Below are 5,583 nucleotides of genomic sequence, written 5' to 3'. Positions count from 1 at the left end.
TGGAAGTCATCTCACTTATCTTGCTCTGATGTCAAGTACGTTTTTTACACCGCTGATTATTCTTGTCTTGTTTAATTTGTCAAGCTATTTTTATACTAAATTAGATGAGCTTACCCTGGATTGCAGTGCTTCTAGCAAGTTTGATGCTGACTCTAAAATTTGCTTTCCATTTCTTAATTGCAGGCTTAATTTATATTCAAGTACATTGTATATCACAAAAAGTGATATTTTTTTCCAAATTATTTTAGTTGGAGCTATGATCCTACAAGAAATGACAATTTTTCCATCTTTTGGTACATGAAGTCCTAAACCTGAAGCCTGAATACTTTGTTGTATTTCCTCAAGCGATAAGGAAGAAATATCAGCAATTGTATTATCAGTATTTATAAAATCTGCCAAGTCAGGCAGGTTTACTGGTACATCGTTTAAGGGTTCATACTGAAAAATAAGCTTTTCACCTAAAGGGTCTGCAATAGCATAAATTTGTAAAGACTCTGGAGGCTGTGGTACAGATCCTTTTTCATAGAATAAACGCCCTTCAGGAGTAACTGTAATTGGCGATGTCACATCCAAAGTTTGTAACGTCTGAAGAGTTGCGATCGCACTTCGCACGAATACAGGATCAAGACCAAGTACAGATGCTAATTCATCAGCTTTTGGCGGAGGATCAAGTTCTATACCTGCACGAATTATAAACTCTTCGAGTACATTGAATGGTCGTGGTTCCTTGATAGTTACTTCTACAGAAGTTTGACGTAAACTATAGCGGAATTGACACGCTGCTAAAACTGACAAAGCAGGGCTTTGCGCTTCAATTTCGTCTACCAAATTCTTGAGACTATCATCAATAGGTTTAGCAGAAGACCCGAGAAACATCAACTAAACCTCCATGACGACGTACAATGTTTGAAACCTGTGAGTACATACCTCCAACTTTGCCTGGTTGATGGGTAAATAAATCGTGACAACCCACAATTACCAGCAGTTCTTGAGCACGGGAAAAAGCAACATTAACCCGTTCTGGCTTCTTGGCAAATCCCACATCTCCCTTACTATTATTGCGAACCATACTAACAATCACAACTGGTCTTTCCATACCTTGAAATCGGTCAACAGTACCAGTACGAATTTGCAACGAAGGGAAAAGTTCAGATTGCAGGCGCTCATCAATTTTTCTGAGTTGAGCACCATAAAATGTAATCACAGCAATTTCTTTTTTCGGTTCACCATTAGCAACTCTAGAAGCCCAAACACTCTCGAACTGCTGACACAGTAATTCAATCACATCAATTTCCCGGATATTAAAGAATGAAGTTCCTTCACGTTGCTCTTGAAACTCGTTTTCTCCTGGTATTTTTACCCAAATAATATGTTGTTCTTGTTGGATTATTTTACCTGCCAGACCATGTGCGCGTTTTGTATCAGGCTCTAAAATACCACATTCTAATTTACCTTCATAAAACTGATTGATTGCTCCCATAATAAAGGGATGCATTCGATACTGCGTAGTTAGCATCTGCTTGATGCTTTCATCAGCAGCCTCAAACTGACTTTTGAATAGAGATTCTTCTAAGAATTGCAATTCTGCTTTTGTACTGCTCATTGCTTGAGCAACTTCTTCTAAAGTGCTAGTATCCAGCATAGGTGGTAATTGGCGATGATCGCCTACCATTACTAACTTTTTGCCTTTCAAAGCTGGGATTAGTAATTCTGGTGGAGTACACTTACTAACTTCATCGATAATGACGACATCAAAGGATTTGAATTCTTGGGAAAAATTGTAATTTGCAGCTTGAACACAAGTGATACCAACGACGTTGGCATTATCTAGGTAAATTTGCCTTAAATCGTTGCGATCGCGCTCGGATGGATTGCGTAATTTTCCAATCCAATTTTGAATAAAATGCTGATATCGATTGAGATAATTTTCTTCTTTTTGGAGTTGTTTTTGCCAAGTATTAAACTTAGTTTTAATGCTGTGTAAAAAATCCATATTAAACAAATCAGTAAAAGAAAATTCTAGCTTAAAACTATCTGGTATTGCTTGCCATTGTACCTCCCACCAATTTCTTTCAGCTACTAATTTATCTGATGGGATTGGCTGTAATTGTTGTTCTAATTCACGTAGCTTTCTTTGTGATTCTTCTAGTTTTTGGATAGAAATTTTAGTTTCTGCTTCTAGTCTTGGGAGATGTTCATGCAGAGAGTTTTTAATAATATTCAGTACAGCAAAAGGCTCTAATGATGAAATTAAGCTTTCCAACTGAGTTATACAGCTTGCACAGGCATGTAATTGTGTTGAGAATTCTTGGTGCTTCTCCCAAATATTTGATTGCTTGGTGAGATATTGTTCAGCTAGAATGCGTAATTGATTAGGTACATTTTGCTGTTGGTTAAGTTCTTGCAAAGTAGTGATAACTCGTTCAAGTTTCAAATTAGCATCTTGTCTTGCTGTTTCTAATTGGGATTGCGCAGTGGATATTTGCTGTTGGGTAATGTCATTTTTCTGAAGTTCATTTAATTGGTTTTGCAAATGCTTAAGCTGTTGTTCGGCTTCTGTTTTGACTTGGATAACACATTTACGTGCATTGGCGAGGATGGAATCTAGCAATTCTTGTGTAATACGGGTGAGAGTAGCATCAATGTTATTTGGTTGCCATGCTGCACCATACATCTGTTGCATTCTACCCAAAAAAAACTGGGTATTCTCAACCAGTAATTTTCGCTGATTTGGGGTGAGTAGTTGATAATTATTAAACTGTTGATAGATTTGCTGCCATTGGGTGCGATCGCTCTTTGATAGCACTATTGGAATCTGACTTAAATTTTGCTGTAAAAAATAACTAAAATTATACTGTTTACCTTTTCGGTCAATAAATCTCCCTTCCACTTCATAAGCCATTGCCTTCGCCAAAGCTTGCCAGTCTGGCAGTTTAATTTTATAGTTTTTGGGCACAAGCGGTAATTTTAATGTATTAGCAAACATCAACAAACCTAGCGGTAAATCCACTAACTCGTCTGTTAACTCTAGACCAGTTTGCTGACAATTATTTAATACTTGATACAGATGATAATATGCTGTAGATTTCCATTCTTTAACTGCTTCGATAATATAATCAATTTCGCGTTGGCGATTTTCCCAAATCTGGATTGTTTGCTGTAGATTTTGTTGCTTGCTAAGGAATTGCTGATAATCTGTTTGTAGCTGATGCAAATAGTTAGAATTCTGTCTGAACACCTGCACCAATGTCGCAACCTCTGGCATGGCGATCGCCGCTTCCTGAGCATAATTGAGTGCTGTTCTAAATTCAGAAATTTTCGTTGCTACAGTTTCACGCAACCAAACAGCCAATCCAAATGCACCAAGCGCAGGGCGAGTCAAGCCAAGTTCATGAGTATAGTTGATAGCTGTACGAACATTTTCCAAAAATTTTTTTACTAAAATATTGCCTTCTGTATAGATATGAAGACGTGACAATAAATTTTTAAATTCTGGGTTTTCCCAGTTTACGTTTGGTGCAGTATCGAGCAGATTCTCTAATCCTGTAATTAGGGATTCAACCTCAGTTTTATTAGCTAAGGCTTCCTTGTAAGCTGTTTCTTGATTTTTGCAGTTTGCCTCTAAGTTTGCCTTGGCATTTTTTAATTCATTTTGTTTCTGATTGAATTCTTCTTCTTCTTTCAAGTACGCTTTGAATCGTTTTGATGATGCCAGCAATTGACGTAAAACTCTTACATTGTCGAGCCTTTCGGCAAGACTGGTTTCGCAGTCATGAGCGGTATTTTGCAGCCATGTGCCAATCACTTGGTCTTCCAAAAATGGCTGTCCTTCCTCCCCAACTTTCTCGACTCGTCCCTTTCGCACAGCCCGAATCACAGGGTTGTGAACTAATCGACTGAGGGCGTTATCAACTGCTAAGTTCGCTTGAGAAGCAATGAGAGTGCGTCCACCCCGAAGGGCAACTTGATAACAAATCTCGGCAATCACAGTAGTTTTGCCTGTACCTGGCGGCCCTTGGATGAGAACTAAATCTTCGGCTGCAAGCACAGTTTCCACTGCTGCTTTCTGACCAGGATTAGCTGAGGATAACAACAAATCCTCTGGTTGCAGTTTGACAGTTTTTTTGATGTGTCTTGCCTGGGAAGCGTCGAATAAGAAGTTGCCCAAGTAGGGATTTTGGGTACGTCCTTGCTTTAACTGTTCCAAGGCTTCTTTTTTACGTTGAATTTGTTTGATGTCACCAACTGCCTCGAAAAACAAGAATCCGGTTGTTGGTAGTTGATAACGTTTTGCCGCCATGTAATCAGTTAAGTCGCGTTCTAGCCTGACGCTGATGATGCAACGCTTGGGGTCAACTTCTTCAATAGACCCTAGTTCGCGACCGTTATGACCGTTTTTTCCTGTGGGAGCAGTCTCGAACAACTTCAATTCTTCGTTTTTTGCCCGTTTTACCCGTTCCCAGAAATTTTCTACATCCAAGGAATTTTGATTAAAACCGTCAAGTGTGGCTGAGGCTACATCAATCTCAAAGGTAAGCCGCCTTGTACCAAATTTATAGTTATGACTCAAAAAACGCACACAAAACTGACGTGCCCTAGCAATATTTTCCTCAACCTGCAAAAATGCTTTCCAAGCTTTGAGCTGATCTTCTGTAGGTACGTGATTGCCGCAGACTGGCATGGCTGCTATCCGTGCTAACGCCCCTGGCGGAATACCAATATGATGCTCATGGTTAGGTAGCAAACGCAAGCAACAAGCTACAGCATAGCCATCGGCGTGTCCCCGTGAGGGTTGTAGCAACTGAGTGGACAGTATTTTTAAACCGCCATATCCATCTTTTTTTACAGCTGCTCTGAATCTTAACGTTTTTCCTAGCTTCTCCAATCTTCGGGGTAATTGAAAATCATCTCGGTCTGTTGCTAGGATCAATTCCCAAATTTCTTCTGTTGGCTCTTTTCCAGTTCCCTGACGGCGAACATAAAATAAGCGAGGCTTCTGACCAACACATTCATACATTAACTCGTTGGCGCATTCTCGCCGCTCCCAAAATTCAACATATGATTCAAGGGCAACGTTACCTTCAAGATTGCGGATCAAACTATCTATGGCCGAACCTACGAAAATATAGCCCCAATCTTCGGAGTTTGTTTTAATGTTCAAGGAATTTGCTTGTAAATAAATGACTATTTAGACAGTACCGTATCAAAGTCGCAACTGCCGATACACCTGACTAGGAGCGCGATGCACCAAAGAATGACGATAAACCAATCCATTTAGGTCATCAGCATAACCGCCACCGATAACGCAGGCAACAGGGAAGCCAGCTGCAACGCAGGTACTCAAAACCTGCATTTCCCGACGGTAAATGCCAGTGTCGGTTAAAGCTAATTTTCCCAGGCGATCGCCTACATGAGGATCGACACCTGCATCGTAAAAAACTAAATCAGGCTTGATATCCGATAACTCATATCTTGCACCTACCGAATAAACTCGGAAAAAACAGATAAAGAGTACAAAAGTGCGACATTAGAAGCAGTGTAAGGCTTGGTCACTACTTAGATATTTCAAGAACTATAAAACTA

2 protein-coding genes and 1 pseudogene are annotated in these 5,583 nt (G+C 39.7%); all 3 read right to left on the bottom strand.

The annotated features are described in order from the left end of the window. Nucleotides 1-90: 90 nt before the first annotated feature. Nucleotides 91-876 (bottom strand): hypothetical protein, encoded by a 786-nt coding sequence (locus HXY43_RS24795; protein WP_290889264.1) that lies wholly within the window; start codon nt 874-876, stop codon nt 91-93. Beyond that, on the bottom strand, nt 854-5,161 hold the full coding sequence (locus HXY43_RS24790) for an AAA domain-containing protein (RefSeq protein WP_290889261.1): 4,308 nt from the start codon (nt 5,159-5,161) through the stop codon (nt 854-856). The genes HXY43_RS24795 and HXY43_RS24790 overlap by 23 nt, the downstream gene beginning before the upstream one ends. 42 nt (nt 5,162-5,203) lie before the next feature. Continuing rightward, a pseudogene (locus HXY43_RS24785) lies at nt 5,204-5,464 on the bottom strand (histone deacetylase); the annotation flags it as partial. Nucleotides 5,465-5,583 lie beyond the last annotated feature (119 nt).

Source organism: Fischerella sp. (genome assembly GCF_013388695.1).
Taxonomy (GTDB): domain Bacteria; phylum Cyanobacteriota; class Cyanobacteriia; order Cyanobacteriales; family Nostocaceae; genus PCC9605.
Note: the sequence above shows the minus strand (reverse complement) of the source record. Positions and strands in the feature narration are given on the sequence as shown.